Source organism: Brevundimonas sp. 01N35, from assembly GCF_056399785.1.
On sequence record NZ_JBFTRZ010000008.1, the window covers coordinates 121,676 to 148,084 of the forward strand.

22 protein-coding genes and 1 tRNA gene are annotated in these 26,409 nt (G+C 65.2%); 6 read left to right on the forward strand and 17 right to left on the reverse strand.

Annotated elements, in window-relative coordinates; all coding sequences use genetic code 11:
• Positions 1–40: 40 nt before the first annotated feature.
• The gene (locus AC1DJ5_RS10275) at positions 41–958 is read right to left on the reverse strand and encodes an alpha/beta fold hydrolase (protein WP_477020516.1); all 918 of its coding nucleotides are present in this window, start codon (positions 956–958) and stop codon (positions 41–43) included.
• 119 nt (positions 959–1,077) lie between these two features.
• On the opposite strand from AC1DJ5_RS10275, the gene AC1DJ5_RS10280 reads away from it, so the two are divergent.
• The gene (locus tag AC1DJ5_RS10280) at positions 1,078–2,205 is read left to right on the forward strand and encodes a Rieske 2Fe-2S domain-containing protein (protein WP_477020517.1); all 1,128 of its coding nucleotides are present in this window, start codon (positions 1,078–1,080) and stop codon (positions 2,203–2,205) included.
• Between the two features lie 118 nt (positions 2,206–2,323).
• On the opposite strand, the gene AC1DJ5_RS10285 is transcribed toward AC1DJ5_RS10280, so the two are convergent.
• A complete protein-coding gene (locus AC1DJ5_RS10285) occupies positions 2,324–2,983 on the reverse strand; it encodes a TetR/AcrR family transcriptional regulator (protein WP_441455061.1) in 660 nt (219 codons plus the stop codon).
• A 226-nt stretch (positions 2,984–3,209) separates the two neighbouring features.
• Positions 3,210–5,075, reverse strand: coding sequence for a cation:proton antiporter domain-containing protein (locus AC1DJ5_RS10290; protein ID WP_477020518.1), 1,866 nt, complete (start codon positions 5,073–5,075; stop codon positions 3,210–3,212).
• Positions 5,076–5,229: 154 nt separating this feature from the next.
• Between AC1DJ5_RS10290 and AC1DJ5_RS10295 the strand changes: the two genes are divergently transcribed.
• Complete coding sequence (locus AC1DJ5_RS10295) at positions 5,230–7,365, forward strand: M13 family metallopeptidase (RefSeq protein ID WP_477020519.1); 2,136 nt, start codon at positions 5,230–5,232, stop codon at positions 7,363–7,365.
• 371 nt (positions 7,366–7,736) lie between these two features.
• Here AC1DJ5_RS10295 and hisS read toward each other — a convergent pair whose 3' ends face one another.
• The 5 genes from hisS to AC1DJ5_RS10320 form a co-directional block, all read right to left on the reverse strand.
• Positions 7,737–9,230, reverse strand: a complete 1,494-nt coding sequence (gene hisS / locus AC1DJ5_RS10300; RefSeq protein WP_441455058.1) for a histidine--tRNA ligase — start codon at positions 9,228–9,230, stop codon at positions 7,737–7,739.
• A 9-nt stretch (positions 9,231–9,239) separates the two neighbouring features.
• Complete coding sequence (locus tag AC1DJ5_RS10305; protein ID WP_477020520.1) at positions 9,240–10,517, reverse strand: DUF418 domain-containing protein; 1,278 nt, start codon at positions 10,515–10,517, stop codon at positions 9,240–9,242.
• A gap of 68 nt (positions 10,518–10,585) precedes the next feature.
• Positions 10,586–11,149, reverse strand: coding sequence for a hypothetical protein (locus tag AC1DJ5_RS10310; protein ID WP_477020521.1), 564 nt, complete (start codon positions 11,147–11,149; stop codon positions 10,586–10,588).
• Complete coding sequence (locus AC1DJ5_RS10315) at positions 11,149–12,027, reverse strand: 3-hydroxybutyryl-CoA dehydrogenase (protein ID WP_477020522.1); 879 nt, start codon at positions 12,025–12,027, stop codon at positions 11,149–11,151. Before AC1DJ5_RS10315 ends, AC1DJ5_RS10310 begins: the two co-directional genes overlap by 1 nt.
• A gap of 130 nt (positions 12,028–12,157) precedes the next feature.
• Positions 12,158–12,487 (reverse strand): YggT family protein, encoded by a 330-nt coding sequence (locus tag AC1DJ5_RS10320; RefSeq protein ID WP_477020523.1) that lies wholly within the window; start codon positions 12,485–12,487, stop codon positions 12,158–12,160.
• 122 nt (positions 12,488–12,609) lie between these two features.
• Between AC1DJ5_RS10320 and AC1DJ5_RS10325 the strand changes: the two genes are divergently transcribed.
• Together AC1DJ5_RS10325 and AC1DJ5_RS10330 are read left to right on the forward strand one after the other, a co-directional pair.
• Positions 12,610–12,685 (forward strand) — tRNA-Ala (locus AC1DJ5_RS10325).
• 92 nt (positions 12,686–12,777) lie between these two features.
• A complete protein-coding gene (locus AC1DJ5_RS10330) occupies positions 12,778–14,349 on the forward strand; it encodes a DUF6538 domain-containing protein (RefSeq protein WP_477020524.1) in 1,572 nt (523 codons plus the stop codon).
• Between the two features lie 439 nt (positions 14,350–14,788).
• On the opposite strand, the gene AC1DJ5_RS10335 is transcribed toward AC1DJ5_RS10330, so the two are convergent.
• Entirely contained in the window at positions 14,789–15,034 is a 246-nt protein-coding gene (locus tag AC1DJ5_RS10335; RefSeq protein ID WP_477020525.1) for a helix-turn-helix domain-containing protein, read from the reverse strand.
• A 96-nt stretch (positions 15,035–15,130) separates the two neighbouring features.
• Between AC1DJ5_RS10335 and AC1DJ5_RS10340 the strand changes: the two genes are divergently transcribed.
• Positions 15,131–15,535 (forward strand): hypothetical protein, encoded by a 405-nt coding sequence (locus tag AC1DJ5_RS10340; RefSeq protein WP_477020526.1) that lies wholly within the window; start codon positions 15,131–15,133, stop codon positions 15,533–15,535.
• Here the strand turns inward: AC1DJ5_RS10340 and AC1DJ5_RS10345 are convergent.
• From AC1DJ5_RS10345 to AC1DJ5_RS10355, 3 genes are all read right to left on the reverse strand, one after another.
• Positions 15,532–16,122 (reverse strand): recombinase family protein, encoded by a 591-nt coding sequence (locus tag AC1DJ5_RS10345; RefSeq protein ID WP_477020527.1) that lies wholly within the window; start codon positions 16,120–16,122, stop codon positions 15,532–15,534. The two genes, AC1DJ5_RS10340 and AC1DJ5_RS10345, sit on opposite strands and share 4 nt — an antisense overlap.
• Positions 16,123–16,286: 164 nt before the next feature.
• Entirely contained in the window at positions 16,287–17,066 is a 780-nt protein-coding gene (locus AC1DJ5_RS10350; protein ID WP_477020528.1) for a hypothetical protein, read from the reverse strand.
• A 316-nt stretch (positions 17,067–17,382) separates the two neighbouring features.
• Complete coding sequence (locus AC1DJ5_RS10355) at positions 17,383–19,134, reverse strand: DUF262 domain-containing protein (RefSeq protein ID WP_477020529.1); 1,752 nt, start codon at positions 19,132–19,134, stop codon at positions 17,383–17,385.
• Positions 19,135–20,124: 990 nt separating this feature from the next.
• Here AC1DJ5_RS10355 and AC1DJ5_RS10360 point away from each other — a divergent pair.
• On the forward strand, positions 20,125–21,321 hold the full coding sequence (locus AC1DJ5_RS10360) for an MFS transporter (protein WP_441455053.1): 1,197 nt from the start codon (positions 20,125–20,127) through the stop codon (positions 21,319–21,321).
• On the opposite strand, the gene AC1DJ5_RS10365 is transcribed toward AC1DJ5_RS10360, so the two are convergent.
• The 5 genes from AC1DJ5_RS10365 to chpT form a co-directional block, all read right to left on the reverse strand.
• On the reverse strand, positions 21,306–22,328 hold the full coding sequence (locus tag AC1DJ5_RS10365; protein WP_441455052.1) for an NAD-dependent epimerase: 1,023 nt from the start codon (positions 22,326–22,328) through the stop codon (positions 21,306–21,308). The genes AC1DJ5_RS10360 and AC1DJ5_RS10365 overlap by 16 nt on opposite strands.
• A gap of 46 nt (positions 22,329–22,374) precedes the next feature.
• Positions 22,375–24,261 (reverse strand): M28 family peptidase, encoded by a 1,887-nt coding sequence (locus AC1DJ5_RS10370; protein ID WP_441455051.1) that lies wholly within the window; start codon positions 24,259–24,261, stop codon positions 22,375–22,377.
• 108 nt (positions 24,262–24,369) lie between these two features.
• Positions 24,370–25,185 carry a CheR family methyltransferase gene (locus AC1DJ5_RS10375; protein ID WP_441455050.1) on the reverse strand — a complete coding sequence of 272 codons (816 nt, stop codon included), beginning with the start codon at positions 25,183–25,185 and terminating at the stop codon, positions 24,370–24,372.
• Positions 25,182–25,571: a response regulator gene (locus tag AC1DJ5_RS10380; protein ID WP_477020530.1), complete on the reverse strand. Its 390-nt coding sequence runs from the start codon at positions 25,569–25,571 to the stop codon at positions 25,182–25,184. Before AC1DJ5_RS10380 ends, AC1DJ5_RS10375 begins: the two co-directional genes overlap by 4 nt.
• A gap of 78 nt (positions 25,572–25,649) precedes the next feature.
• Positions 25,650–26,336: a histidine phosphotransferase ChpT gene (chpT, locus tag AC1DJ5_RS10385; RefSeq protein WP_477020531.1), complete on the reverse strand. Its 687-nt coding sequence runs from the start codon at positions 26,334–26,336 to the stop codon at positions 25,650–25,652.
• Positions 26,337–26,409 lie beyond the last annotated feature (73 nt).

Genomic DNA, 26,409 nt, shown 5'->3' on the forward strand with positions numbered 1-26,409 from the left:
ACGAAAACGCCCCCATCCTTAATCACGGGAGCGTGAGGGCCTATTTCGCCGAAAGAAAGGCGTCGAGCTGGCCATAGAAGGCCTGAGGCTGGTCCAGCATGACGAAATGGGCGCTGTCGTCGATGCGCTTCAGCTTCGCTCCCGGCAGGCTCGAAAACGACATCCGGTAGATGGTGTCCGTCAGGGCGTCGGTCATGCGGGCGTCGTTGAACTTTACATAAAGAACCTCGACCGGGGCGGTGATCCGGCCCAGTTCGGGGCGCAGGTCGGTAGCGATCAGTTCACGGAACGACGCGGCGGCGACCTGCTGGTCGGTGGTCTCGACATCATGCAGGGGGCCGGCGCGCGCCGCCTCGGTATTGATCATGCCGGTGACCGAGGCCTTGGCCTGGGTCAGATACTGGTCGCGCGGGCTGGCCGACTGGGCGGCGAAGACCTGATCGGCGATCGGCTTGACGCTCTCGGCGGTGGTTCCGGGCGGGCCGAACATGGCGCCCATGAAGGGGATCATGTCCACGACCATCAGCTTGCCGACCGCCTCGGGATGGCGGGCGGCCAGCATCATGCCGATGGTGCCGCCCATCGAATGGCCGACGACGGCGGGCTTCTGCAGGCCCTGCTCGCGGATGTAGCGGGCGATCTCTTCGGCCACGGGGGCGGCCACGGGGCCGGCGGCGTTGCCCTCGGCGGGGGCTCCGGCGAAGCCCTGCACGTGAATGCGGTGGACGCGGTAGGCGCCGTTCAGATGGTCGACCGTGCCCTGCCAGACGGCGGGCGAGGAACTGAGGCCGGGGATCAGGATGACGTCCGGTCCCTGGCCCTCGACGGCGACATGAATGCGGTCGGAGGCGAAGGCGGCGTGCTGATGACCATGGGCGGCGTGGCCGTCTTGAGCCTGGACGGCGGCGGGCGAGGCCAGGATCAGCAGGGCGGCGGCGAGGGCGGTGCGGCGGTTCATATCGTTACTCCCCGAGTGATGATCGCTGACTACGTCATAGACTTTATGTTGTAAAGTTCTTTTTCAACATAAGCGCCGACCCCGACGACACGGAAGGCGTCTCTTGATAGAGAAGCGGGATGAAGCCAGCCGCCGCCGATCCCGTCCAGTCCCCCGTTTCCGCCGCTCCCGAGGCCAAGGGTCCGCCCGCCGCTTTCGGCAAGGGCTTCGTGCGCGACGCCTGGTATTTCGTCGCCCTGTCGCGCGACGTGCCGGTCGCCAGTCTGAAGCGCTATGAGTTGATGGACGAGCCGCTCTTGGTCGGCCGGACCCGCGCGGGCGAGGTCTACGCCATGCGGGACATCTGTCCGCACCGCGCGGCGCCGCTGTCGGCCGGGCGTCTGGTGGACAAGCCGGGCGAGGGCGAAACGATCGAATGTCCCTATCACGGCTGGCGCTTCCGGCCCGACGGGGTCTGCGCCGCCATTCCGTCCCTGGTCGAGGATCAGGCCTTCGAGGCTGAGCGCATCCGCGTGCGGTCCTATCCGGTGCGTGAGAGCCAGGGGATGGTCTTCGTCTGGATGGCGGCGGACGCCCGCCATCCGTCCGAGCCCGACCACGAGCCGCCGCTTTTCCCTGGCGCCGAGGGCGACGTGAAGCTGGTCGAGGCGATGGATTTCGACAGCCATATCGATCATGCCGTCATCGGCCTGATGGACCCGGCGCATGGACCGTTCGTGCACCAGCAGTGGTGGTGGCGGTCCGAGCACTCGATGCACGAGAAGGCCAAGACCTTTGCGCCTAGGGACTTCGGCTGGGCCATGGTGCGCCACGCCCCGTCGTCGAACAGCCGCCTCTACAAGATCCTGGGCGGCGCGCCGGCGACCGAGATCACCTTCCGCCTGCCCGGCTATCGCTGGGAGCATATCCAGGTAGGGACGAAACAGGTGCTGGCCCTGACCTGTCTGACGCCGGTGACCGAGACGAAGACCCGCATCACCCAGATCTTCTGGTCCGACCACTGGGTGTTCAACATCGCCAAACCCTTCCTGCGGATGGGGGTGGTGGCCTTCCTGAAGCAGGACGGCGGCATGGTGAACCTGCAGAACGAGGGGCTGAAGTACGATCCCGCCCTGATCTGGATCGACGACGCCGACAAGCAGGCGAAGTGGTATCAGCAGCTGAAGCGCGAATGGACGAAAAGCCGCGCTGAGGGGCGCGGCTTCATCAATCCGATCAAGGAAGTCGTTCTGAGGTGGAAGAGCTGACCAGATATCTGGCGACGGTCAGTCGAATCCAAGTCTGAAACCAAGAAAAAAGGCCTCTCCCCGCGATGGAGGAGAGACCTTTTTTGTTTCGCGGTCAGGGGGCGTCGGCCCCCGCCGACTACTGGCGAGCGAGTTGGCTGGACAGGATCAGGTCCAGCTGCTTGCGGATCTGCGGCGTCAGTTCTTCGATGCCCCAGTTGTCGTAGGCGGCGTAGCGGAAGTTGGAGATGAAGACGTCCCAGATCATCCGGCCCAGCAGCACCAGATCCAGGTCCTGGCGCAGCTCGCCTTCGCGGATGCCGGCCTGCAGCACTTCGATGAGGGCGACAATGATCGGCTGGACGAAGGCGCGTGAACGCTGGTCCGCGGCTTCGGGCTGGAACCACGAGCGGGCGATCATGGCCTGCATCAACGGCAGGTGCTCCAGCGAGCGGTGGTAACCAGCGGTCAGCCCCTCGCCCAGGCGGTCGGCGACGCGGCCTTCGTGGCCGGCGGCGGTCTGGATGTCCTGCAGCAGGCCCGCCATCTCCTCGGCGAAGACGCACTCGAACAGTTCCGCCTTGTCCTGGAAGTTGGCGAAGACGGCGCCGGTGGACATGCCCGCGCCCTTGGCGATGTCGCGAATGGTGGCGGCGTCGTAGCCGCGCTCGGCGAACAGGGCACGCGCGGCGTCGAGCACCTTCTGACGGGTGCGGACCTTGGCCGCCTGGCGGCGGTTCAGGCGGGGCTGGCCTTCGGCCTCAACGGCTTCTGGGGCGGACAGGGTGGTCTCACGCATCAGGAAAAATACTCTGGCTCGGAGGGGCGAAACGCCGCCGATCGTTAAGGGGCGAAGGGCCGCCAGGCGAAGTTCACAGCCGCCTCGGCGTGAACTCCAAACACGACGACACCCACGTCCCGGAGGAGGGGGGAACTTTCATCACCGAACATTGACCAAAATGGGTCGCGATCCGCAGTAAGACCTAGCCCAAGCTTGGCCTTGAGATCAACGGGAGTAAGGAATTCTACTTGGTTTGAGGCGGAGCGGCGGCGGAGCGGGGCGAGCGGAAGGCGCGCGAAGGACGGGTCCCCCGGTTGTCGGGCGCAGCCGCCTGGAAGGTCCGGCGGAAGCCGTCGCGGCGTTCGTGGATCGAGGCCAGGACCAGTCCCATCGGCACGCCCAGGTCGACCAGGGTGTTCTCGGCCAGTTGCAGGCTGGCTTCGGTGGTTTCAGGCACCGCATCGGTGACGCCCAGGGCGTAGAGGCGCGCCGCGTGCCGATCGTCGCGCGCCCGTGCGATCAGGATCAGGTCGGGCCGCAGGGCGCGCGCCGTGCGGACGACCTCGTCGACCTTGGACGGCGCGTCCATGGTGACGATCAGGGCGCGGGCCGTGGCCAGGCCGCAGGCGTTCAGCATCTCGGGCCGGGCCGCGTCGCCGTAATAGACCTCGCGCCCCTCCGCGCGGCCGGCGCGGACCGAGGCCGGATCGGCGTCCAGGGCGACGAACTTCTGGTCGTGCTCGGCCAGAAGGTCGCCGACCAGACGGCCGACGCGGCCGAAGCCGACGATCAGCACGGCGCCGTCCGGCGCGAGCACGGGCGAAGACGCGGGCGACAGGGCCTGCGTCTCTAGGTCGCGGGGCGGGGCGATCCGCCGGGTCAGCGTGCGCGCCAGGACCGCCAGGATCGGCACCGCGAACATGCTGATCGTCGCCGCCAGCATGGCCTTGCGGGTCAGGCCGGGGTCCGCCAGGCCCTCGACCATTCCGGTGGTCAGGATGACGAAGGCGAACTCGCCCGCCGGGCCCAGCACCAGAGCGGTCTCGAGAGCCGAGCGCCCCGTCAGTCCCCATGCCCGGGCCAGGACGAAGATGACCAGGGCCTTGAGCAGGATCAGACCGCCGGCCATCCCCATCACTGTCGCGGGATCGGCGGCGACCGCATCCAGATCCAGGCTGATGCCGACGCCGATGAAGAACACGCCGAGCAACAGGCCCTTGAAGGGATCGATGGCCACCTCCACCTCGCGCCGGAACTCGGTCTCGGCCAGAAGCACGCCGGCGACGAGGGCCCCCAGACTCATGGATAGGCCCACAGCCTGGGCCGTCAGGCCGGCGACGACGACGACCAGAAGGCAGGCGGCGACGAACAGTTCGCGGCCTTCGCCCCGGTGCTGGGCGCGGGCCACCGAACGGAACATCGGCCGCAGCACCAGCCGCCCCAGCAGGACCATCAGGAACAGGCCGCCCGCCGCCGGCGCCAGGGTGAACAGGGCGCGCCCCAGTTCGGCGGGTTCGATCGCAGCGCCGCCCCTTCCGTTTCCCTGGGCCAGGGTCGCCAGGACGGTGACGGTGATCAGGATCGGCGCCACGGCCACGTCCTGCGCCAGCAGGACGGCGAAGGTCGCCCGCCCGGTTTCGCCCTTGAGCCGGCCCTGGGCGGCCAGGACCGGCATGACCACGGCGGTCGACGACAGCGCCAGGCCCATGCCCAGGACCGCCGCGCCGGCCAGCGGCTGGCCCAGGATCATGAAGACGACGGCGATGGCCCCGGCGCAGATGGCGATCTGCAGCATGCCCAGGCCGAACACGAGCCGCCGCATGGCCTTCAGCCGCTCCCACGACAGCTCCAGCCCGATCATGAACAGCAGGAAGGCGACGCCGAGTTCAGATAGCTGACGAATCTGGGCCTGATCGCCGATGGTCAGCCAACTGAGCCAGCCGCCCTGCTGGGCGAACCGCCCGAGACCGTCGGGCCCCAGCAGCACCCCGGCCGCGAGAAAGCCCAGAACCGGGCTGATCTTCAGCCGGTTGAACAGGGGCACGACCACCCCGGCCGCGGCGAGGAAGACTACCAGATCCCTGTATTCGCCGCCGTGCGCCTGGGTCATTCGTCCTCCTGACCGGGCAGTGTGACGCACTCGATCACAGTCTGGCGAGCGGGGCTCGCATGTTTCATGAACTTTTTTTAAGACGCGCGTATGCTCAAGGCGGGATTAGGGTCCGGCCACCTGAGCTTCGGGGCTGCTTTTAGGATTGTCACTGATGAAGAAACTGCTTGTCGGAGCCGCTGTCGGCGCCTTGTTGATGCCTGCCGCGGCCTTCGCCGATGACGGCCACGGCCACGCCTGTGTGGACGAATCCTGCACCGTCGTGGAGCTGTTCCACGGCGTCTCGGCGCCCGAAGGCGGCGCGGCGACGGCGGGCTGGACGGGGACGGATGCGCCCAAGTACGGCGACTGGGGTTTCGACCTGTCGGGTCGCGACCCTTCGGTGGCGCCGGGCGACAGCTTCTTCCGCTACGCCAACGGCACGGCTTTCGACAAGCTGGAGATCCCGTCGGACCGCACCTCCTACGGCTCCTTCCCGCTGCTGCGCGAACTGTCGGACAATCGCATGAAGGCCCTGATCCAGGGTCTGGTCGCGCGCACCGACCTGAAGCCGGGCTCGGACGAGGCCAAGATCGCCGACGCCTACCGCAGCTACAGTAATGAGGCGCGCATCGAGCAGTTGGACGCCCAGCCGCTGCAACCCTTCCTGGCCGCGATCCGCGCCGCGAACACGCACGCCAAGATCGCCGCCTACATGGGTCAGACCCAGGGCCGCGTCGGGTCGTCCTTCTTCGGCACCGGCATCACCATCGACCAGAAGAACCCCACCCGTTACGCCGTGACGGCCGGCCAGTCGGGCATCGGTCTGCCGAACCGCGACTACTATCTGGACGCCCGCTTCGCGGACAAGAAGGACAAGTATCAGGCCTATGTCGCGCGGATGCTGACCAATATCGGTTGGGCCGATCCGGCCGGTCACGCCGCCGCCATCGTCGCGCTGGAAACCAAGATCGCCGAGGCCCACTGGACCCCGATCGAGAACCGCAACCGCGACAAGACCTACAACGAATACACCATTCAGACCCTGGCCGCCGAGGCCCCGGGCTTTGACTGGACCGGCTACTTCAACGCCGCCGGCCTGGGTACGGTCGATCGTGTGATCGTGCGCCAGAACACGGCCATGCCCAAGATCGCCGCCATTTTCGCCGCGACGCCGGTCGACACCCTGCAGGCCTGGCAGGCCTTCCACACCACCGACGACGCCGCCGGCAGCCTGTCCAAGCGCTTCTCGGACGCTCAGTGGGAGTTCCGTTCGCGCGATCTGTCGGGTCAGCCCGAGCAGCGCAGCCGCGAGAAGCGCGCCATCAGCTTTGCCGAAGGCGCGCTGGGCGAGGCGGCGGGTCGTCTCTATGTCGCCGAATACTTCCCGGCCGAATCCAAGGCCAAGATGGAAGAGTTGGTCGCCAACCTGCGCACCGCCCTGTCGCACCGCATCGACAACCTGACCTGGATGGGGACGGAGACGAAGGCGGCGGCTCAGGAGAAGCTGCGCAAATTCACCGTCAAGATCGGCTATCCGGACAAGTGGCGCGACTACTCCGCGCTGGAAATCCGCGCCGACGACCTGTTCGGCAACGGCCAGCGTCTGGGCCAGTTCCAGTGGAACTATCAGCTGAACCGCCTGAATAAGCCGGTCGACAAGGCTGAGTGGGGCATGACGCCCCAGACCGTGAACGCCTACTACAACTCGGCCAATAACGAGATCGTCTTCCCGGCGGCCATCCTGCAGCCGCCCTTCTTCGATCCGAACGCGGACCCGGCCGTCAACTACGGCGGCATCGGCGGCGTGATCGGCCACGAAATCGGTCACGGCTTCGACGACCAGGGCTCCAAGTCCGACGGCGACGGCGTGCTGCGCAACTGGTGGACCGATCAGGACAAGGCCAATTTCGAAGGCCTGACCAAGCGTCTGGGCGCCCAGTACGACTCCTATGAGCCGCTGCCGGGCTTCCACGTCCAGGGCGGTCTGACCATGGGCGAGAACATCGGCGACGCCGCCGGCACGGCGGTGGGCCTGGAGGCCTACCACCTGTCGCTGAACGGCAAGCCGGCCCCGGTGATCGACGGCACGACCGGCGATCAGCGCTTCTTCTACGGCTGGGCCCAGGTCTGGCAGTCGAAGTACCGCGAGGACGCGCTGAAGAACCAGATCGCCACCGACCCGCACAGCCCGGCCGAGTTCCGCGTGATCGGCCCGGTGCGCAACGTCGACGCCTGGTACGAAGCCTTCGGCGTCAAGCCGGGGTCGAAATACTACCTCGCGCCGGAAGACCGCGTTCGCATCTGGTAAGGCGCGGCGCCTGACGAATGAAGAGGGCCGGAGCGGCGACGCTCCGGCCCTTTTTCATGGGTGGAAAATAATCGAATAGTTTTCGATAAAGACGCTCGGGCGCTGGCCGCGCGGCCCCTGCTTTCAGGATGTCAGGCATGAAAAAGCCCGCTGCGGGGGATACATCGCAGCGGGCCTTCTCGCTCTCTAAGGAGCGGACGTTTCCTCCCCGAAACGCCTTCAAGATGTCGCTGCGTTTGACCGCTGCGCCTCTCGAGTGAGACCAAATGACGCGAACGCCGGGTTCAAGTCAATCAAGAGGACGCCCGAAGACGCATTTTTTGCGACTGAACGTCGATAATACACGTCGCGGCGTAAAGATTAATCGAAGCCTATTCGATAATGCCGCGAACCGTGGCGACCAGGTCCCCGCGCGCCACCTTCTGTTGTCCAGGACGCTCGGCCTTCCAGGCCTCGTTGTCGGCGATGGCGGCGGCGCGGGCGCGTCCGGCGTCCAGATCCTTGATCGTCACTTCGCCGGCGGCCAGTTCGTCGCCGCCCAGGATGACCACGGCGGGCGAGCGGCGCCGGTCGGCGTATTTCATCTGCGCCTTCATCCCAGCGCGACCCAGATAAAGCTCGGCGGCAATGCCGGCGGCCCGCAGTTCCGACACGGCGTCGAGATAGTGCTGCATGTCGTCCTCGGAGAAGACGATGACCACGACCGGGCCGCGCACTGCGTCGTCGGCGCCGCGTCCCGCCGCGCGCAGGGCCGAGGCCAGACGCGACACGCCGAACGAGAAGCCGGTGGCCGGCACCGACTGGCCGGTGAAGCGCGCCACCAGATCGTCATAGCGACCGCCGCCGCCGATGGAGCCGAAGCGCACGGCCCGGCCCTTGTCGTCCTTGGTGTCCAGCAGCAGCTCCGCCTCGAACACGGCGCCGGTGTAATATTCCAGGCCGCGCACGATGGTCGGGTCGAACTTCACCTCGGCCTCGCCGACGCGCATGGCGGTCAGGGCGCGATCGATGGCGGACAGTTCGGCTAGGGCGGCCTCGCCTGCGGCGCCCAGCGAAGCACCGGCCTTGGCCACGGCGTCCAGCACGCCTGCGCGGCTGAGGCCCGGGGTCTCGGCGGAGACGAGGAAGGCCTCGACCGCGCCGATCACGGCGGCGGGCAGGCGGGCGCCCTTGGTGTAGTCGCCCGACTCGTCCAGTCGGCCCTCGCCCAGCAGGGCGCGCACGCCCTCCAGACCCAGGCGGTCGTATTTGTCGACGGCGCGCAGGGCGGTCAGGCGCTGGACCGCGTCGGTCACGCCGCCGGCGTCGAACAGGCCGTCGAACAGCTTGCGGTTGGAGACGCGGATCACCGACTGGCCGTCGCCCAGGCCGGCGGCGCGCAGGCCTTCGCAGCCCATGGCGATGATCTCGGCGTCGGCCTCGGGCCGATCCGAGCCGACGGTGTCGGCATCGCACTGCCAGAACTCGCGGAAGCGGCCGGGACCGGGCTTCTCATTGCGCCAGACGGGACCGTAGGCGTAGCGGCGGAACGGCTTGGGCAGGGTCTCCCAGTTCTGGGCCGCGAAGCGGGCCAGGGGCGCCGTGTGGTCGTAGCGCAGGGCCATCCACTCGCCCGGCTCGTCCGACCCGGCATCGTCCTGCATCGCGAAGACGCCCTCGTTGGGGCGGTCGGCGTCGGGCAGGAACTTGCCCAGGGCGTCGGCGTACTCAAACGCCGGAGTCTCCAGCGGCTCGAAGCCCCAGCGCTCATAGACCTCGGACACGCGCGCGACGATGCGGCGCTCGGCGGTCAGGTCGCGGCCGCGACGGTCGGCGAAGCCCCGGGGGGCGCGAGCTTCGGGGCGGAGGGGGGCTTCGTCGGTCATGCCGCGCGATTAAGCCATCGGCGAACCCGCTGCAACTTGGGCGACGGTTCTGGGCGTACGGCGAAGCGGCAAACGACGCCCGTAAGTGAGGCAGCGCCACAGCCATTCCAGCGGGCCCATGCGGAATCTGGACAGCCACAACGGGGACCAGATCAGTTGCACGGTCCAGACGGCGATGACGATGGCCCATTGCTCGGGGTAATCGACCCGTCCCATCAGGCGCGGCCCCCAGGGCATGTAGAACAAGGTCGATATGATCAGGGTCTGGGTCAGATAGTTGGTGAAGGCCATCTGGCCCACCGGCGCGAAGAGCCGCCGCACCAGGCCGAGGCTGCGGGTGGTCAGCAGGATCAGCCCGCTGGCGTAGGCCAGGGTGACGAGCAGGGGATAGGAGGCGACGACGGCCGCCCAGCCGTCCGTGGCGGCCTTGATGCTCGGCCCGGCCATGGCCTCGCGCCATTCCAGCGCGCCCAGCAGGGCCAGGACGGCGCCGCCGACAGCGATCAGCGCAACATAGACGCGGGTCGGCAGGCGACCATGGAAGAAGCCGGCCTTGAACAGCCCCATGCCCAGCATCATCAGCGGCACGGTGGCGAAGACGTAGCCGAGCAGACTGGCGCCTTGCAGGATGCCCCAGGCCTTGAGATTCTCGATCAGGCCGCCCGGCCAGCCGCTGCGATAGGCGGCGATGCTGGCGGCGACCGCGTCGTCGGCCAGCGCCATGGCGTCGTTGTTCATGGCATCGACGAGCCCGCTGGGGCCGTTGACCGTCAGCCACATCGTCGCCGCCTGCATTGTCGCCAGCGCGAGGGTCGCGCCCGCGCCGATCAGGATCAGGGGGCGGGCCTGCATGGAGCGCATCAGCATCACGAACAGGCCGGACCAGGCGTAGAGCAGCAGGATGTCGCCGTACCACAAGGCCGCGCCGTGGATCAGGCCGAACAGCCCCAGCCACAGCAGCCGCCGACGCAGCACCCGACCGCGCGCCGGATCCCGCCGTTCGCCGCCGACCAGCCAGATCGACACCCCGAACAGCATGGAGAACAGGGTGACGAACTTCTGATGGAAGAAGACCTCGACCGTCCAAAGGGCGACGGCTGACGACCCGGTCAGGGGAAAGGGCGACTGCTCCGGCGACATCGCGACCGCCATGGGCAGGGCGAAGGCGGCGGCGTTGACGGCCAGGATGCCCAGCACCGCCACGCCGCGCAGGACGTCCAGAGTGGCGATCCGATCGCGCGCCGCGACCGGCTGAAGCGTCGTCGCGCCTGTCGTCTGATCGGTCATGGCCGCGTTCCCCTTGAGCGGGAGGCTAGGCGGTCTGGCCGAGACGGAACAGTCTCAAATCGCTGAGATCAGCGCAGGCCGTTCTGCATCAGGCCCATGCGGTCCTTGACCGCGGGCGCGGGCACGAAGGCGATGAAGGCTGCGCACAGACCGGCCCACAGGGCGTAGCTGACGCCGACCAGCACCGCGAGCGGCAGACCTGCGACGCCGAAGATCAGCAGGGTGGTCTCCAGCGCGCCCAGGCCCTGGATCAGGCTTTGCGAGGCGATCACCGACAGCAGCGACATGACCAGGGCGATCAGCGTCTGCACGGCGGCGGCCAACAGTCCGCCGAACACCATGAAGCGGCAGATTACGCCCAGGCGGGTCGAGGGTCGGCCAGTGGCGGCGTGGCTGCGCCGCATCAGCCACAGGCCGATCGGCGCGGCGATCAGGCCGATCACCACCAGCACCAGCCGCCAGTCGGTGTCGACGCCCGAGGCCCAGTTCTCGGGCGGCCAGACGGCCAGGGTGACGAGAAGGGGCGGCCAGGCCGCGGCGGCCAGCGCGGCCAGCACAAAGGCCTGCGTGGTGCGGCGCGGCGCGACGCGCTTCAGCCCTGGCAGGTCCTCGATCCGGTCGAGACGCGACATCAGCGGGTCGGCACCGGGGTGACGCCGGAATAGTCGTAGAAGCCGCGGCCGCTCTTCTTGCCCAGCCAGCCGGCCTCGACATACTTCACCAGCAGCGGGCAGGGGCGGTACTTGCTGTCGGCCAGACCGTCGTACAGCACGTTCATGATGGCCAGGACCACGTCCAGGCCCATGAAGTCGGCCAGCTCGAGCGGCCCCATCGGGTGGTTGGCGCCCAGTTTCAGCGCCTTGTCGATCGAGGTGACGTTGCCGACGCCTTCGTACAGGACATAGATGGCTTCGTTCATCATCGGCACCAGGATGCGGTTGACGATGAAGGCGGGGAAGTCCTCGGACTCGGTGGTGGTCTTGCCCAGGCTCTCGGCGAAGGCGACCGCGGTCTCATAGGTGGTGGCCGAGGTGGCGATGCCGCGCACGATCTCGACCAGCTTCATCGTCGGCGCCGGCTTCATGAAGTGCAGGCCGATGAAGCGGTCGGGCCGATCCGTCACCGAGGCCAGGCGGGTGATCGAAATCGACGAGGTGTTGGACGCCAGCAGGGTGTCCGGGCCGAGGTGGGGCAGCAGATCGACGAAGACCGACTTCTTGACCGCTTCGTCCTCGGACGCCGCCTCGATGATCAGGTCGGCCTGGGCCGCCTCCGCCAGGGTGGCGACGGGCTGAATCCGGGCCAGGGCGGCGTCGGCGATAGCCTGGGTCGTCAGGCCGCGCCCGGCGCGGCGCGCAAGGCTGGCCGCGATCTCGCCCTGGGCCAGCGGCACGCGCTCGGCCGACAGGTCGTAGAGCCGCACCTCGTAGCCGCCGATGGCCACCGCCTGGGCGATGCCCGAACCCATTTGTCCGGCGCCGATGACGGCGACTGTCCTGATCGTGGTCATGAATACGCGCAATCTGCGGCCCCGTCGGGACCAATCGCGGGCACCTTAGGAGCCCGCCCGCCGCGCGCAAGGGGCGGAATCGGGCGGGGTCGAGATTCCTCGCCGCCCGTGTCCGCGCCTCAACGCCGCCTCAGTAGGCGCCGACCAGGTTCAGCGCCGCCAGATGCAGCGGCGGCAGCAGATAGCCCTGCACGCCCTGGATGATCAGCAGGGCCACGATCGGCGTCAGGTCGATGCCGCCGAGCGGCGGGATCACCCGGCGCAGCGGCGCCAGCACCGGGCTGGTGAACCGGTCCAGGAACTCGGCCACCTGGGCCACGAACCGGTTGCGGTAGTTGATGACGTCGAAGGCGAACAGCCAGCTCAGGATCGCATTGGCGATGATGGCGAACAGCAGCAACTGTAGCAGCGCGCCCAGCACGAAGAAGATGAAGCCGATGACGCCGGCGCCGATGCCCATTGCGGAAATTCCCTTGAAACCCGTTCGCTTCTAGCGGCGCCACGGCCGAACGCCAAGGATTCCTCCGCGACCCGTTGACACTCCCCCGACGCCCCGCTTATCTCCGCCCCTGCCTGTCGGTCGGGGCCGTAGCTCAGTTGGTAGAGCGCGTCGTTCGCAATGACGAGGTCAGGGGTTCGACTCCCCTCGGCTCCACCAGGCGGCACATAAGTGGTTGATCCGCTTATGTTTGTAGCGAAATCAGCCACTTAGATATGCCGAAGCGCCCTGTGTCTGCTACACACGGAGCAATGAACGACATGCCTACAGGACTGATCCGACGAGGTGCTGCATACAGCCTCCGACGCCGCATTCCGAAAGACCTTCTGCCCGCGTATCCAGGCAGGAAAGAGATCGTAAAGGCCCTCGGTACGAATGACCGTAACGAGGCCAAGCGACTACATGCGTTGGCTTGGGTCGAGCTTGATCAAGAGTTCGCTGCGGCAAGGCAGCGCCAGCCAGACGATGAAGCGTCGCGGATACGAAGAAAGCTAAGACAGATTGCGGAGGCGCGCGCCGCTGCCGCCACCCCAGCGCAGGCACCTACTCAAGAGGAAATTGATGCCATCCTTGCGAAGATGGCCGTGGATAGCGCCGAGGAACTGCGAGATGAGGTGTTGTATGAGCGGCGGGAACTGTCGCGTCAGAAGCTCCTCGCGGTGCTGAACGTTGAGAATACCGACCTACTTGGCGATGATGACCTAGCCATCCGCGACCTTCTGATTGAACGCAATTTCGCGGTGCAAAAGGCAGAGTGGGCGGCGCAGGCAGCTCAACGGACTGCGGCTACCGTCATTCCCGCACCTATTGCGCGCGCTACACCGCCTCTGGTGGCTTTGCAGTCGTCGGACGCCGACTTCGCCGCCGTGATAGATCGATGGAAGCTTGAGCGAATGCCAACTTCCAAAACCGCTGCGGCTCACGCTGCGGCGGTCCGTTGGTTCACAGAGGCCACCGGCATCCAATCCGCCTCGGCGGTAGAGCGGCAGCACGTTCAGGCGTTCAAGGTGGCGCTGCTCAGCAACGGCACTTCAGCCGCTAACATCAAGACCAAGCTCTCACGCCTGCGAACGATCCTAGGCTTTGCTGTGGCGGAGGGATTGTTGCCATCGAACCCGGCGATTGGAGTGACTGCTCCCGCGATCAAAGGGCCAAAGCCGGTTGCTCCGTGGGGAGTGGCTGAGTTGAACCAGTTGCTCGCGGGGCCTGTGCACCAACGGGGAGAGCGTCCCGTACGTGGACGAGGCGAGGCGGCGTATTGGTTGCCGCTCCTGGCCCTCTTCACGGGAGCGAGGAGAGAGGAACTGGGCCAACTGAGGGGGAGAGACATTGCTCTTCACACCTATACCGGCCCAGACGGGAGCGATGCGGCCGCGTGGATTATGCGGATCGACTACGGCGAGGATGGCGCGAACCAACTTAAGACAGCATCCAGCCAACGGAACGTGCCGATACATCCTAGCCTTGTGGACCTAGGCTTTGTCCGACTTGCTAAGGGTACTGCGGCGGGCGATCTGCTCTTTCCGCAGCTACGCCCTAGCGGCGATGGCAAGCTGACAGAGAAATGGGGCGACTGGTTCCGTGAGTACCGTCGGCAGCTTGGGATTACCGACCCGCGCCTAAAGTTTCACTCGTTCCGCCACTCGTTCAAGGATTTCTGCCGTGAAGCGAGGATTGCCGAAGGCATTCAGCGACAACTTATGGGTCATGCCGCTTCCGATGTTGCGGACCAGTATGGCTCGGGGTTCAGCACTCATCAGTTGGTAGCTGCCATACGCACCTACCGCATACCTGGCTTAGCTCTGCCGCCACCGCCAGCTTAGCCCTTAGTTATCCAATCTCAGGGGGCATTCGGGTTACCTCACGCCTCTTCAGCCTTGGTTCCTCTAACCCCATTCTGACCATGGTATGTATGTGTTGCGCGTAGGCTGCTCGCCTCTCCCCAATTGTAATCCCGGGAAATAGATACGCGAAATGGCGCATCTATCTCTTCGGAGGCATTGAGGGTCTAGCGAGGCGTAATCCTGACCATTGGCTGCATTGTGAGCTGCGTAAGGATACCCGCCGGTCACGGTCTGCTTTCGCTGACCTCTCCCGTGTGACCATGCCTGTTACGTAAGGCCCCCGATAAAGTGTCGGACGGAGCAGAAGGTTTGTTCTGTTCGCAAGGGTATCGAAATAGCGGCCTCGTAAAATCGTCGCTAGCGCTACCGTCAAAAATCTCACTGTTTCGTACAGTCCCGGCGACACACCGGGGCGAGGCTAAAGCGACCCTGCGATCAGAATGTCTGACGGTTTGCAGTCCAGAGCGGCAGCTATGCGGCAGATGTTCAGAAAACTGACATTGCGCTTGCCGCGCTCGATCCGGCTCATGTGTGATCTATCGACCCCGGCGGCGTCAGCCAGGGCTTCCTGAGACAGACCGGCCTTCTCGCGGACAGCACGTATGCCAGCGCCGAGGCGTTCCAGCCTCCCGTCCACGTCTTGCTTTACCGATATGCGGCCCACGCCGGGACCGTGCTCGCTTCAAGGCAGATACGGCCACGGCATTTACGGCAAGTTGCGGCTCAGCTATTTCGGATTATCGCTTTGTGAGGGTAGGTTATGTGGACGTTTGTTGCTGTCGCGGTGGTTGGTCTGGCGGTCTGGTTCGGCGGCGGGCAACGCGCTTGGCGCAACATACGGATGGGTGCGCAACTGACCCGAATGGCCAACGTGTTCGAGGCTATCGAGCAGACCCGCTATACACACCCCGTCGGTGCTGGCGGTGGGATCGACAGCCTACCGCCCCGCGATCAGATGACGTCGGTGATCACCCTCAAGCAGGGGCTTGAGCACCTCCGCCAGTTTCCCCGTCATGTGGTAACGCGGGAGGCTGTGAAGAATATGAAGGTTGCGGAGAGCTTCGGAAGAACGATGCGGGTCCGAGGCATGATGCGGCTGTTGGATTTCTTGGTCGAGAATGATGTCGCCTTGGGGCGGGATGAGTTTCTGGCCTCTTACGCCTAGCCTGTGCCGGGCGACGCCGCGCAGTACCGTTTGACGGTGGCCGCAGACAATCCGAAATGCCGGGCTGTGGTCGCGATACTGGCCTCGTTTTTCTGCCGCCATAAGGCCACTTGGGCGGCGTCCTGGGCTACGGGTCTGCCGAGGCTCGACTTGCCCCTGTGCGTGCGCCCAGTGGCCGCCAGCGAGGCCTTGGCGACCTCGCGTCCTGCCCGTGTCCGCTCAGCGATCCGCTGCCTTTCCATGTCCGCGATCTGCGCGAGTACGGCCAGGATCAATTCGCCGACGCCGCGACCTATCGCGCCGAGGCCATGAACGTGGACGGTGATCCCTCGCTCAAGCAGGAGGCGAACCGTCGCCTGAACATCAAGGGCGTCTCTGCCTAGGCGATCCACAGCATACACATACAGCGTGTCGCCAGACCTAACCTTGGCTAGCAGGTCGCCAAACCCCTTACGCTGTGCGGCGGGAACAGACCCGCTCACGCCCTCGTCTGCGAACTCCTGATCGAACGGTCCGCCTAATGCGCTGCGCTGCGCTTCAATGCTCTGGTCGCCAGTGCTGACCCGGTAGTACGCGATGCAGTGCATGGTGGCTCATAAGTTAGGTAGAATGATTGCCTAGCTCATAAAGCTGGATCAAAACCCCTGTCAACATATCTTATGAGCTATGGCGCATAACTTACAACTTTCGCGCCAACCAACAGGAGCGTCCACCCCGGGGCTACCATCGCGCCGGAAGGTAGCGCCTACATTCAAAGGCTTGCTTGGGCTTTGAGGAACTCCGCGATCTCCAGCTCTTTAGCCTTCGGGAAAATCCAACCCTCTAATGTTCCATTCCACCGACCGCCCAACTGCTTCAGCCCTTCTTTGATCGGCTTCGTGTCGCCCTTCACGACAAATGATTTTACGACGCCATCTTTCTCGTAATCTTCCATGTACACCTTACCGGCCTTGGCAATTTTTACGATTGAGTTGACTTTCGCCTTCGCCTCTTTTGGGGTTGGAATAGATGTGGGCTTTCCGTCGATAAGCTTCCGCACATTGATGGATAGCTGATTGAATAATTGCTCACGGAAATCGGTGAGGTTATTGTACGCTCCCGTTAGACCGATCTTCTGCATTCGCTTTTCGAAGTCCTTTAGGGACTTGTACTGATCCAAATCGAGTTTGGTGGGATCAATGCTTCTCGAGGAGAAGTACACCATTACGGGCTTCTGGTTCTTGATGAACCACTCGATCTCTTCTGCGGTACCGCTTTCACTGACGCCCGTCGGGGAGCCAAGTCGTGTCCAGAAAACCCCGATTGCCATGTCGCAACTATTAACCACCTGATCGTTGATAACGCCCTGGGCCCTATCTCCCATCAACGGAGCAGAATGAGTTTCCCATTTAACAGGAAGTAGAACAACGCCATTAGCTTCAGCATTTGCATTGTTCCATCGAGCAATAACCTCCGGTATTGCTTGGCGCTCTTCATCGACGTCGCCTGGGCTGGCAATCAGAATTTTAAAAACCTTGGCCTCGAACGACATAAATTCCCCTTCCTCAAGGCACGGAGGCTAAGCTCGGCCGTAGGGTTGCACTTAAGGGTTGAACGCGACACTTCAAGTAGGTCCGCCCAAGTTCGACAGTCTGGGGGGAAAGTTCTAGCGGCGGTTTACCCGGCCATATCAAGCTATCGGGCGGGGCGCGTCCTAGAGTAGGTCAAGACCATGCGATTGGGAGGGGGAGCGGGGGCCTAGAGGCATACCGTTTCAACGGGGTGCCCCCTCGCAAAAATATAGCGTTTTGTAGTCAGGGCGGGGGCCACGCTTTCGGGGGTGCCCCGCCTTGAGGATGTAAGCCCAGTTAACTCGACGGCCATCGGCTGACCGCCCAGGCCGCGATGTCATCTGCGCGTTTTTGAACGTCGGCTGCCGACCAAGTCGAGAACTCGTCCGCCACCTTCCGCGTGCTTGTGAACATGGACCCAGAAAATTCTGCGCGTTTAGCCTCAAAACCCAGCTGTCCTACAGTTGGGTTCATGGATCGGGTGATCGGCACTAAGTTCGCCCAGGTATGAAGGAGGCGGGCGTAGTCATCGCCGAACAACTCAGCCCATTCTGGCTTGGGCGTGCGCGGCAGTATGTGTTCGATTTCGAAATCGTCAGTTGGCGTTTCACCAATCGACGCTTCTTCATACTGACGGAGCGCGTATTTTGCGACCTTCCGACTATAGAGGTCAGACTTTCTCACGGCCTCTGAAAATTCATGATCGTTTGGCCAAGGCACCGTGGCTCTCGATCTGATCCGAGCGGCGACAACAGAAGCAGTCATACCTTCGCCCGTGTCCGCGACTTCTTTCCACATGCCTTTAAAGACGGCGTGTAGGCCTGTTGGCTCGTAACCCGAGATTGCGCGGCGGAACAAGAAGGCCTCTAGTAGGGCGAGAATTTCAATCGCGTTGGCTTCGGCAACATTCCCAAGCTCGGTCTCACGGACCAAGCGTAGCACGTACGCATAGATGGACGATGGCGCACCTATCTCGTGCAAGCGCGCTATCGAGCGCCGCAGAGCCTTGGACCATCGAGCGGGTAATGCGCCACGTTCCAGGGCGATGAGCGTGTCGGCGAACTGCTCCATATCCGCAATGATAGACTTCGGCGTCGTCAGCGCTGACCAGTGCTTTCTGAGGACTTGGAACAGGTCGGCCTTCGTGACGTTGGGGTTTAAATTCAGGCCGTACGGGAACAGGAGCTTCTCCAAATCGACATCCGATTGAGAGAATTTGCTGATAAACGGTTCCCAGTCATGAATGAAAACGACGTTAGCCATGCTTGGGTCTTGTGCAACTCGAGCGAACACTTCATTTCTGACTAGATCGCCAGTGGTAATTCTCTCACCGCGAGCGTTAAGACGCTCGAATATCTTGGGGGCGGCTGTGGGGTCTCTGAGCGAAATTTGCACGAAGCTTAGGCTCGACACGAGAACTTCGAGAACTTGACTGAAGGTGTCGATCCCGCCTTGATCGAAGGTCGTCCGCATGCGTTTCAGAATGCGGTCGAACTGCGCTGTCATGCGCCCAGTATCCTTGCCAGACGGTGCGGGCGGCGAGGGAGTGTACTGGGCTCCCCAAACATTATCTTCTGCTAAGGCGGGCAGTGTTCGAAACCTATTCCACAACGTGGCGAACTGCTGCCTATCTGCAAAGGCAGGCACCAACTTGGTGTTGTAGGGGTTCTCGCTGAAAGGTCGGAGTAGGAGGTAAGTGCGGGCAACCTCGACGGCCCATGGTCCGTGCCCATTTTCCGCTGCGACATGCGCCATCGCAAGAACTGCCAAATAGCACGTAGTAAGGCGCTGTTGACCGTCAACGACATCATACACGGCGGGGCGGCCGATCTGACGAATTTGTGAAACTAAAACCAGAACACCAAGAAACTGCGACTTAGTTTTCTCGTCAATTATCTCTTGAAGATCTTCCCAAAACTCGTCGAAGTTCTTTCCGGTCCAACGATAGGATCGTTGGAAAAGCGGGATGTTAAGGACGTTATCGCCTGAAACGACGTCAGAAAACGATGCCTCTTGGGGCTGGTCAGTTACCTTGAGCGAGCTATCCATCGTCCCCACCTTCGTGCCGCTAGCGCTTGATCGCCGCTGTTATGGCCAAACTTGAAGTGTGACCCTAGCTGATAAATATGTGACCTGTGATGTTCGGTCGTAGATAGATGTCAGTGCGTACGAAAATCGGCAGAGATTTTCGCGCTATGAGCCCAGCCTGAGCCTCGAATGTTCGACCTCAACGAAGACGCATACCCAAAATGGCCGGAGTATCTCAGGCCGAGAGGACACGAAGACCAATTCAACGTGGAGCCGTTCGATGAATGGTGGGCGCGTCATTCCTGGCGGTTTCCGAACTTATCGCCTTCTGTGCTTGAGCAATGGGTTCACCGTCATTTCTGGCACACACCATATCGGTTGCCGCTGGCAGGTTTGAAAAGTTGGTCTCAGCGTTGGCCAACCGAGCGAATTCTCGCAGATGTCCATTATGGGGATTTGCTAGACGCGGCTCATGATCTTCGCCAGCTAGGTGCACACTGGGGTCAGGAGATGGCGCTGAGCGGAACTTGGCATTGCCCCCTTTTGGTCCTCCACACTCCGCTCGGACTTCTTCAGAGGGGCGAATGGCCCGAAAGGCGATTTGGCCTGATAGAGGGCCATCGGAGGTTCAGGATGCTCAATGCCTTAAAATCGGTAGATCGGGCTCAACCAGACCATGACGTGTTGGTCCTTGGGTACGAGTAGGTCAAATTTCCGCTCCGGTGGTCACTGGATGATGGATCGGGCTGCTCCGACCTGCTACACATGCGCATCACACAAGACGCACTGAAGCGCACCTAAAGTGTTGATTTTAAACAGATAGCCGAGCCTCCCCTCGGCTCCACCAAGGCATTCCATAGCAGGCAGTGATCTCAGGCCAGTTTCGCAGCCTTTCCTACGACTCGCGCGATGACGTGTTCGCAAGGTCGTGAACCGGGCGCCAGGTCGGACAGAGCGACGCTCGCCGGGCGATCTGATATTGGTGCGGTCCCGATTTGATCGAGGGCGGCCGTGCTGAAGCGCTTGAAATCGGTTCCTCGCGGGGTATGGGCGCTCGGGTTCGTCTCGATGTTCATGGATATCTCCTCGGAGATGATCCATGCCCTTCTGCCGGTGTTTCTTGTCGGCGCCCTCGGGGCCAGCGCGATGCTGGTCGGGGTGATCGAGGGGGTCGCTGAAGCGACGACGTCGATCGCCAAGCTCTTCTCTGGCTGGCTGAGCGACAGGCTGGGGCGCCGCAAGATGCTTGTGGTCATCGGCTATGGCCTCGCTGCCCTGTCAAAACCCGTGTTCCCGCTCGCCGTCACGCCCTTCGAAGTGCTCGGCGCGAGGTTCGTGGATCGCGTCGGCAAGGGCGTTCGCGACGCACCTAGAGACGCGCTGATCGCTGACCTCGCAGATCCAGAGGCGCGGGGGGCGGCTTACGGGCTGCGGCAATCTCTGGATACCGTCGGCGCCTTCCTTGGCCCCATGACCGCAATCGGCCTGATGGTGATGTTTGCAAACGACATTCGGGCGGTGTTCGCATGGGCGGTCGTTCCGGCGGTGATCGCGGTGATGTTGCTGGTCTTCACGGTGAAGGAGCCGCGAAGCGCGCCGGAATCGGAGCGCGCGCAGACGCCGATCCGCTGGCGTGAGGTGCGCGGGATGGGCGCCGCTTATTGGACGGTCGTCGGCATCGGAAGCGTGTTCACCCTGGCGCGCTTCAGCGAGGCCTTCCTGATCCTGCGCGCTCGGGATGCCGGGCTGGCGGTCGCGCTGGTCCCTCTCGTGCTGGTGATCATGAACATCGTCTACGCTGCTGCGGCCGCGCCGGCGGGAGGGCTGTCCGACCGCATAGGCAGGAAGCGGCTGCTGATCGTGGGCCTGGTCGTGCTGGTCGTCGCCGACGCGGTGTTGGCCATGAACGCCGAGGTTCCCGGCGTGTTCGCGGGCGTGGCGCTCTGGGGGCTTCACATGGGCCTGACGCAAGGGGTGCTGGCGGCGCTCGTCGCCGATGCGGCGCCGATCCGTATGCGGGGCACCGCCTTTGGCGTTTTCAATCTTACGAGCGGCGTCGCTCTGCTGGCGGCCAGCGTGCTCGCCGGCGCCCTGTGGTCCCGCATCGGGGCGCCGGCGACCTTCGCCGCGGGCGGCCTCCTTGCGTTCATCGCCCTGTTCGCGACGCTGGCGTTCCTCCAGCCCGCGCGGGCTCAGTTCTCGCGGTAGAAGTTGCAGTACCAGTCGACGAAATGGCCGACGCCGTCTTCCACGGGGGTGGAGGGGGCGTAGTCGAGGGCGGCCAGGGTGTCGGTGACGTCGGCCTCGGTATTGGCGACGTCGCCGTCCTGCATGGGCATGAGGTTCAGCTTGGCCTTGCGGCCCAGTTTCTGCTCCAGCACCTCGATGTAGCGCATCAGGGCGACGGGGCGGCCCGCGCCCAGGTTGAGGATGCGCCAGGGGGCGACGCCGCTGGTGGCCGGGTTGGGGGCCTTGGCGTCCCAGGTCGGGTCGATGGCGGCGGGGCGATCCAGGGCCGCGACCACGCCGGTGACGATGTCGTCGACGTAGGTGAAGTCGCGCGACATCTTGCCTTCGCCATACACGTCGATCGGCTCGTCCTTGAGGATGGCGCGGGTGAATTTGAACAGGGCCATGTCCGGGCGGCCCCACGGTCCATAGACGGTGAAGAAGCGCAGGCCCGTGGCCGGGAAGCCGAACAGGTGGGCGTAGGAATGGGCCATGGCCTCATTGGCCAGCTTGGTCGCCGCATAGACGGTCAGCGGATGGTCGGCCGGGTCGCGCACCGAAAAGGGCAGGGCGGCGTTGGCGCCGAACACCGAGCTGGTCGAGGCGAAGACGAGGTTGGCAGCCTTCACCGCGCGGCAGCCCTCGAGGATGCTGAGGAAGCCGACGACGTTGGAATCCACATAGGTCTCGGGCGCTTCGAGGCTGTAGCGGACCCCGGCCTGGGCGGCGAGGTGGACGACGCGGCGCGGTTTGTGCTCGGCGAAGAGGGCGGCGACGCCGGCGCGGTCGGCCAGATCCAGCGTGTGGTGGCGGTAGGCGGGCCAGGCCTGAAGCTGAGCCAGACGGGCCTGCTTCAGCGCCGGGTCGTAGTAGGCGTTGAGGTTGTCGAGGCCGATGACCGTCTCGCCGCGCTCCAGCAGCCGCCGGGCGGTGTGGAAGCCGATGAAGCCGGCGGAGCCGGTGACGAGGACGGGATCGTTGGACATGAGGGTGCGATAGACGTTCGGACGAGGTTTCGCCAGCGGTGGGCGATCAGGGCAGGGCCTCGGCCACGGCGGGCGTCGGCTCGGCGAAGCGGGCGGCGAGGCTGAGGCCGCAGGCGAGGATCAGGCAGGCGGCCGCCCCGATCAACACCGGACGGGTCGCGCCGACGGGCGGGTCGAGCGGGCGCAGGAACAGCAGGACCAGCAGGCCGATCAGGGCCAGGGCGCCGGGCAGGTCCATGCCGATGCCGAGGAAGACGAAATGGCCCAGTCCCATCAGCCAGGCGCCGCCCACGACGCCGGCTACGGCGGGCGGGGTCAGGCTGGCGGGCCGGGTCAGGTCAGGGCAGATCAGGGCGGACAGGGCCGCCGCTGTCGCCGCCAGCAAGGCGGGCCAGACGAACAGGAGGGCGGCCTCGGGCGCTGCGCTCTGGACGATGCAGCCGAGCAGGAAGGCGAGGGCGATCAGGCCGAGCCAGCCGCCCCAGGTCGAGGTCGGCGCCTTGAGCGGCCACAGCGACAGGGCGGCGGCGACCAGGCCTGCGCCGAGCATGACCGGGCTGAAGCCGCCGATCAGCAGGACCAGAAGGGTCAGGACGGCGACGACCCCGGCGACCGTTCGTGGACGCGGACGGCGTGCGCCGGTGAGGAACAGCAAGACCAGGGCGAGGATGGCCAGAACCGCGCCCGCCTCCATCCACGGCAGGCGGCGCAGCAGGACGTAATAGGTTTCGGACGAGATGTGGCGGGTGACGACGGGCCCGGCCAGCAGGCGCACAGCCTGGGCCAGCACCAGTCCGGCGGACAGGAACCATAACCCGTCCAGCAGGCCGCGAGCGACCTGTCCGGCGGTCAGGCCGACAGCGCGGCGGGCGCGCCAGGCGGCGAAACCGCCGAACAGGGCGGTCAGCCCCAGCAGGGCCCAGCCGGTCGCCGCCGAATGGCTGAGCATCAGGCGGCCGAAGACGTCGGCATAGACTTTGTTGGGTCCCTTGGCGGGCAGGGCCGGCGCGCGCAGCAGGGCGTCGGCGGCTTCCAGGGCTTGCGATCCGATGTGCTGCAGTCCGCCCCGGTCGAGGTTGGCGGGGACAGCGTCGGCCGAATGGTACTGGGCCGGGCGGCCGATGAAGGCGAAGTTCAGCCCGCCGATTCCGCGATCCTTGGGGATGGTGAAATCGGTGCCGTTGGGCATCCGCTCGTACATGAAGACGGCCAGGGAGGTGGCGGTGGTCCCGCCGTCGGCACGGTCGGCGGCGCGGCGGAACAGATCTATGGTCGGGCCGGCCTCGCGCCCGGTCTCGAACATGGCGGCGCGACCGCCGCCGCCGCGAGCCTCCAGATTGACTACGGCGCCGATGTGGTCGCGCAGCGGATGGCCGCCGAAGAAGATGCGCGCGCCGTCGAGATTCAGCTCCTCGGCGTCGGTCAGCAGGACGATCAGGTCGCGCTCGGCCGGACCGCGCGCCTCGATGGCGCGGACAGCCTCCAGCACGGCGCCGACGCCGGTGGAATCGTCGGCCGCGCCGGGCGAGCCGACCACGGTGTCATAGTGGGCCATCAGCATGACGGCGGGTTGGCTGCGATCCTTGCCGGGCAGGACGCCGATCAGGTTGATCGCCTGATTGTTCGCCGCGTCGGGATCGCCGCCCGCCTTCTTCAGGCGCTGGATCGAACCCGGCGACAGCGGCCCGGACTGTTCCTGCGGCGACAGGCCCAGCTGGGTCATGCGCGCGGTCAGATAGGCGCGGACGCGGTCGTGTTCGGGCGACCCGACCGGATGCGGGGCGCGGGCGATCTGTTCGACGTCGGTCATGGCCCGCGCGGCCGAGAAGGCGGCGGCGGGCGCGTCTATCGCCGCGGGCTTGGGGACCTGAGTGGTCAGGACGGCGAGGCCCAGCGCCAGCGCCAGCGATCCGAACAGCAGAGCCAGCCGCATAGGTGTGATCCTCCCCGATCCCAGGGGGCAGTAGGGCCGAGCCGCGGCCGGATGGCAAGCGGGCGACGACGGGTCTCTTCACGCCGCCTTTGTATTCAGCCTGAACGCCTAGGCCGCGCGGCGCAGGGCGGCGGGCGCCTTGACATAGAGGCCGGGGCGTCCGGCCACGGGACGGAAGGCGATGCTGTCGCCTTCAGGGCGTTCGTCCACGCCGAGGAAGAGGCAGCCGTCGTCGACCAACCGCCGCTCCAGCCCGTCCAGCACGCGCGCGCGCCGCGCGGGCTCCAGATCGCCGAGCACATGGCGGCAGAAGATGACGTCGAAGCGGCCGTCGTCGGCGGGCTCGTCCAGCAGATTGGCGCGTTCGAACCTCACGGCGGCGCGCAGTTCGGGGCGGGCGCGCCATTGATCGTCGGCCTGTTCGAACCAGCGCAGCATGGTCCGGGCCGACAGGCCGCGCTGAATCTCGAACGAGGTGTAGAGGCCCGAGGCCGCCTTTTCGACGGACAGGCGCGACAGGTCGGTGGCGAGGATCTCGACGTCGGCGCTGTTTTCAAGCGCAGCGATGGCCAGCGAATAGGCTTCCTGGCCGGTCGAGGCCCCGGCGGACCACAGCCGCACCTTGCTGCCGGGACGGGCGGCCGTCAGGGCGGGCATCAGTTCGCGGGCGAAGATGTCGAAGACGGCGCGGTCGCGGCGGAACCAGGTCTCGCCGTTCAGCAGGACCTCGATCACCGCCCAGCCGAGCGAGGCGACAGGCTTGCTCCACAGCGACGACAGCATGGCCTCCACGTTGTGATAGCCCTCGCGCCGGGCGACCGGACCCAGCCGGTGTTCGGCCAGATGCATCCGGTCACGCGTCAGCCGGAAGCCGGCGCGTGTCGCCAGCAAGGTCTGAAGGCGATCAAAATCTTCCGGCGTCATGACGGCGACTGCACAGCTCCCACTTCGGCGAGTTTGGATTGCAGGATCTCGCCGTCGAAAGGCTTCATAACATAATCGTCGGCCCCCGCGGACAGGGCTTCGGCGATCCGGTCGGCGCGGGTCTCGATGGTGCAGAACAGCACCTTGGGCGCGCGGCCGCCGGGCAGGTCGCGCAGGCGACGCAGGAAGGTCAGGCCGTCCATCACCGGCATCTGCCAGTCCAGCAGCACCACATGGGGCAGGGCGCTCATGCAGTAGGTCAGGGCCTCGGAGCCGTCGGCGGCTTCGTCCACCTCGAAGCCCAGGCTCTCGAGGATGCGGCGCGCGACCTTGCGGATGATCCGGCTGTCATCGACGACCAGGCAGGTTCTGGGGTCCAAGGGCATCGTCCCGTTAGGCGTGAACGGCGAACCTTGTTCGCGTCATGATGGCTGGCGGTAACGCACGGTTGGAGCCGTGTAAACTCAAGCCGGCGCGTGGGCCGGCATGCGGGCGACCAGGCTGACGCGACCGTCTTCGCTCGCTAGGTCCAGCCTCCCGCCTGCCTCGCGCACCGTCAGCCAGAGCCAGTAGGGCTGGATCCATTGCCCCGCCAGGCCCTCGGTCAGCCGCTCGCCCTTCAGGCCGACCACGGCCTCGGCCTTGAGCCGGGCACGCGCGCCCTCGGCCGAGCCGATCAGCAGGACAGCGCCGTCTTCGCGCCGCGCGGTGATGGTCGCGGTTCCGCCTGTCGGCAGGGCCGCCAGGGTCATCCAGGCCAGATTGATCAGGGCGCGGGCCTCGGGCTTGGAAAAGACCTCGCCGTTCATGCGCCAGTCCAGGGTCGCGCGCCCACCCTCGGTCAGGCTGGCGACCAGACCATGCAGTTCGGCGGCGGTGAATTGTTCGCTGGTCGTGGCGGCGCCGAAGGCCACGCGGGCGAAGTGGACCAGGGCCACCATCTTCCCGGCGCTCTGGCGGATCAGGCCCATGGCGTCGTCGCGCATGTCTTGGGCGGTCGGGTCCTCCAGCAGGTCGAGACCCGACATGATGGCGCCCGCCGGACTGATGAAGTCATGGCACAGCTTGCCCGCGATAAAGGCGGCCAGGTCGGCGCCGTCGACTGGCAGGTCGGTGACGGAGAGGTCGGCGGAGAGGTCGGTAAAGGTCATCGCTCGGACGGTCTGCAATCGGGAATGGTTAAGGCTGACCTGATTTGCCGGTTCGTGAAACCGGGCGCATGGG